This is a genomic window from Bacillus sp. JJ1521 (genome assembly GCF_036965165.1).
GTDB lineage: Bacteria > Bacillota > Bacilli > Bacillales > Bacillaceae_L > Ferdinandcohnia.
Genome location: NZ_JBALOX010000299.1, coordinates 1 through 3780, shown reverse-complemented (window position 1 = coordinate 3780; position 3780 = coordinate 1). Strand labels below are relative to the sequence as shown.

The 3780-nt window shown below is 38.1% G+C and carries 7 protein-coding genes and 1 pseudogene; 4 read left to right on the top strand and 4 right to left on the bottom strand.

Annotated features, from left to right (window positions below):
• A partial coding sequence (ptsP, locus tag V7147_RS25065) for a phosphoenolpyruvate--protein phosphotransferase (protein WP_335370511.1) occupies positions 1 to 831 on the top strand: 831 nt, incomplete at its 5' end.
• A gap of 24 nt (positions 832 to 855) precedes the next feature.
• Here ptsP and V7147_RS25060 read toward each other — a convergent pair.
• On the bottom strand, positions 856 to 1527 hold the full coding sequence (locus V7147_RS25060) for a GNAT family N-acetyltransferase (protein WP_335370512.1): 672 nt from the start codon (positions 1525 to 1527) through the stop codon (positions 856 to 858).
• 56 nt (positions 1528 to 1583) lie between these two features.
• Positions 1584 to 1781, bottom strand: a complete 198-nt coding sequence (locus V7147_RS25055; RefSeq protein ID WP_335370510.1) for a DUF5370 family protein — start codon at positions 1779 to 1781, stop codon at positions 1584 to 1586.
• A gap of 110 nt (positions 1782 to 1891) precedes the next feature.
• Here V7147_RS25055 and V7147_RS25050 point away from each other — a divergent pair, with 110 nt between their 5' ends.
• Positions 1892 to 2104 carry a hypothetical protein gene (locus tag V7147_RS25050; protein ID WP_335370509.1) on the top strand — a complete coding sequence of 71 codons (213 nt, stop codon included), beginning with the start codon at positions 1892 to 1894 and terminating at the stop codon, positions 2102 to 2104.
• Between the two features lie 47 nt (positions 2105 to 2151).
• Here the strand turns inward: V7147_RS25050 and V7147_RS25045 are convergent.
• Positions 2152 to 2223 (bottom strand): annotated as a pseudogene (locus V7147_RS25045) (YjcZ family sporulation protein); the annotation flags it as partial.
• A gap of 128 nt (positions 2224 to 2351) precedes the next feature.
• The gene (locus V7147_RS25040) at positions 2352 to 2450 is read right to left on the bottom strand and encodes a YjcZ family sporulation protein (protein WP_335370508.1); all 99 of its coding nucleotides are present in this window, start codon (positions 2448 to 2450) and stop codon (positions 2352 to 2354) included.
• A gap of 160 nt (positions 2451 to 2610) precedes the next feature.
• Between V7147_RS25040 and V7147_RS25035 the strand changes: the two genes are divergently transcribed.
• Together V7147_RS25035 and V7147_RS25030 are read left to right on the top strand one after the other, a co-directional pair.
• On the top strand, positions 2611 to 3438 hold the full coding sequence (locus V7147_RS25035) for an NAD(P)-dependent oxidoreductase (protein ID WP_335370507.1): 828 nt from the start codon (positions 2611 to 2613) through the stop codon (positions 3436 to 3438).
• A 123-nt stretch (positions 3439 to 3561) separates the two neighbouring features.
• Positions 3562 to 3744 (top strand): hypothetical protein, encoded by a 183-nt coding sequence (locus tag V7147_RS25030; protein ID WP_335370506.1) that lies wholly within the window; start codon positions 3562 to 3564, stop codon positions 3742 to 3744.
• Positions 3745 to 3780 lie beyond the last annotated feature (36 nt).

The window sequence follows — 3780 nt, the reverse complement described above, 5'->3', positions numbered from 1 at the left end:
CGTACAGAATTCTTATATATGGGCCGTGATCAGCTTCCTACAGAAGAAGAACAATTTGAAGCCTATAAAACAGTTCTTGAAAAGATGGAAGGCAAACCCGTTGTCGTTCGTACATTAGACATTGGTGGAGATAAAGAGCTTCCATATTTAAATCTACCGAAGGAACTAAATCCATTCCTTGGTTTTAGAGCGATTCGTCTTTGCTTAGAGGAACAGGATATTTTCCGTACACAGCTACGCGCTTTACTTCGTGCAAGCACATTTGGAAACTTAAAAATTATGTTCCCAATGATTGCAACACTTGATGAGTTTAGACAAGCAAAAGCGATTTTACTTGAAGAAAAAGAAAAGCTTGTGGCAAATGGAACGGCTGTTTCTGATTCCATCGAAATTGGAATCATGGTTGAAATTCCATCAACTGCCGTTTTAGCTGATCAGTTTGCAAAAGAAGTTGACTTCTTTAGTATTGGAACAAATGATTTAATTCAATATACAATGGCAGCTGACCGCATGAATGAGCGCGTGTCTTACCTTTATCAACCATATTCACCATCCATCCTACGACTTGTTTCAATGGTTATTGAAGCAGCACATAAAGAAGGCAAGTGGGCAGGAATGTGTGGAGAAATGGCCGGTGACACCATTGCAATTCCAATCCTTCTAGGACTGGGTCTTGATGAATTCAGTATGAGTGCGACATCCATTTTACCTGCACGTACTCAAATTAAAAAGCTTTCTAAAGCGGAAATCGCAAGCAATAAAGAAAAGATTCTATCGATGAGCACAACTGAAGAAGTTGTAGAGTTTGTAAAAGCTAACTACATGAACTAATAAAAACGAGTCTGACTTTATCGGTCAGACTCGTTTTTTGAATGGGTTTTTCCATTCCATTAATAATCCATGATTACAGGATTCTTCATCTTCAAGATAGTTTTCAATCAGTTGGACAGGTGTACGCCCACATCGAAGGAGGAAGGTAATGACCGGGTCCTTCAGGTCACCCTTGATAATTTTATCAATGTAGGTCTGAGCACTCATGAAAGCTGCGTACTTTGAATACCCAGATATTCGTCCTCCTCCTAATAAACGCTCGAGATTTAAATGAACGACCACCTCATACATCGACTGCATCAACCATTTACCTAGTCCATATTTTCGGTACGCTGGGTTAATGCATATATCAACAATATATAATGTATTTCCGTCGGGAGCATGATTTCGAATATAGCCGCTATCTGTTATCTCCTCCCATGTATGCTCCGGATGACATGGGTCAAACTGAACAATTAATCCAGTCATTGACCCACATATTCTCTTATCGATTTCAACGCAAAGGGCACCTTCAGGAAATAATGTTACATGATTATGTAATTGTTCTTGATTCCACCATAATTCAGAAGGGAATGGTGGGGGAAAGCTTTCTCGTTGAACTTGAATTAAGGCATCAAAATCAGTTTCCTGATAATTTCGAATCACGCATTTTTTAGGTTTATTTTCTTCAAATACGTATATTTCTTTTCTAAACAATACCAATCACCTCACCACCTCATTTTACGTTACAATGTAGAGGAAGAGAAGAAAAACTATTCGCATTGTTGGTTGTTTTCAAAAAAATCATCTACTACATCTTCAATTAATGCTGGTTCAGGCTGTTCACCCTTAAAAGAGAAAGGTAATTCTTTAATAAATTGCCCATCACGATACACATGGATTGCTCCGTTTTGATTAATTACACTATATTCTGTTTCGAATCGATAACCTTCTCGATCGATCGCACCCATTTTCATCACTCCTTCCTTCATTCTTGTTGTTCATATTGTTCCTCTATATTGTGTAAAATGTACATATTTTTATTAAAACACGCCATTTTAATGAAGAGGAGGTATTAACGATGCCAGATAATGATCGCGATTATCCTGAAAGAGACCCCCATTTTGATGGGAGATATGAAGGAATTATAAATGTAGATATGGCTGGGGATAAGATTGGGATTAGGTCTGATGTGAACCCTGAAAACATGGATCAACCGAAAAATCCTTACCAAATAAAGCCTAAAATAGATAAGAAAATGAAAAAGTTTCAGGATATGTTTGATGGAGAATAACATGAAAAAGCCAGCAACCGTTAAGTTGCTGGCCTTTCATGGTTATTTTATAACCAAGCTGCTCCAACGATGATTAGAAGGATGAATAATACAACAATCAACGCAAAGCCTCCGCGGAATCCGAAGCCCCCGTAACCATAGCCACCATAGCCCCCGTAGCCGCAGCAACCTCCAAAACCATATCCACCGAATCCCATTTTACATCTCCCTTTCTTAATTATAATTGATCTTTAAATGATTTAAAGAATTAACATACATAAGCTGCTCCAACAATAATCAACAGAATGAACAATACTACAAGTAAAGCAAAACCTGCTCCGAAACCTACCCCTACTCCTCCACTCATTTAGAACACCTCCATATCTATTTGTTATATCCTATGGAATACGCACAGATTTCGTAAGGTACAAAACCCCAATTTTTTAAAGAATTTTTAAAAAGATTTTTTAGCCATCCCACATTTTAAAATATGATATGATGAAAATAAAAAAGAGGGAGAATAAGCAATGGTACATACAAATGTCCTAAATGAAAAAACTGTAGTGGGCTTTATTGGTACAGGTGTCATGGGAAAAAGCATGGCAGGCCATATCATGTCAAAAGGGTATAAGGTTCTTGTTTATACCCGCACGAAAGAAAAAGCAGCAGACCTTGTTGCCAATGGAGCGATTTGGAAACAGTCAGCTGGGGAAGTGGCTGATGAAGCGAATGTCATCATAACGATGGTTGGATATCCACATGATGTAGAAGATATCTACCTCAGTGATAATGGACTCTTAGCTCACGCAAAAGAAGGAACATATTTTATTGATATGACGACCTCAACACCTTCTTTAGCCATAAAAATTTATCAAGCAGCAAACCAAAATGGTATGTATTCCTTAGATGCACCTGTTTCTGGTGGGGATGTTGGTGCAAAAGAAGCGAGATTAGCCATCATGGTCGGTGGCGATTACGAGGTTTTTGAATCATGCAAGCCTCTTCTAGAGATTTTGGGACAAAACATCGTATATCAAGGTAAAGCTGGCTCCGGCCAACATACAAAAATGTGTAATCAAATTGCAATTGCATCAAATATGATTGGTGTTGCTGAAGCAATGGTTTATGCCGAAAAATCTGGACTTGATCCTGAAACCGTATTAAAAAGCATTTCAACAGGTGCAGCTGGAAGCTGGTCATTAAGCAATNNAGATATGGGAATTGCGCTTGAAGAAGCAAAGGCAATGGGTATGCAAACACCTGGACTCGAACTTGCAAAAAAAATGTATGACGAACTAGCCGAAAAAGGCGAAGAAAACAGCGGTACCCAAGCCATCTATAAACTCTTGAAATAAGAAGTAGGAGATCCTTCCTGATATTTTGTTACATGTGGTCACAGCCACTCACCTAATCCTGTATAGAAATCCCCTTAGAGAAGAAAATAATGATGATAATTTCTAAGGGGGTGCACGCAGAATATGGCAAAACGAAATAAAAAGAATGATCCTGAACAAAAAAACAAAAAAGGCTTTGATTCGGCTGTAACGGATACCGAATTCGGCAAAGAGTTTGGAAGTGCTGCAGCAAATAAAGCACATAAGAAGAAAGCAAAAAAAGAAAAAGCCTCTAAAAACGATGGAAAATATGAAGGCGAATTATAATAACCTAAACATACGAAATTCGACAAGCATATGTAC

Coding starts and splice junctions, on each gene's coding strand:
- V7147_RS25030 (WP_335370506.1), top strand. CDS start 3,562: ATGGCAAAACGAAATAAAAAGAATGATCCTGAACAAAAAAACAAAAAA.
- V7147_RS25055 (WP_335370510.1), bottom strand. CDS start 1,781: ATGGGTGCGATCGATCGAGAAGGTTATCGATTCGAAACAGAATATAGT.
- V7147_RS25050 (WP_335370509.1), top strand. CDS start 1,892: ATGCCAGATAATGATCGCGATTATCCTGAAAGAGACCCCCATTTTGAT.
- V7147_RS25040 (WP_335370508.1), bottom strand. CDS start 2,450: ATGAGTGGAGGAGTAGGGGTAGGTTTCGGAGCAGGTTTTGCTTTACTT.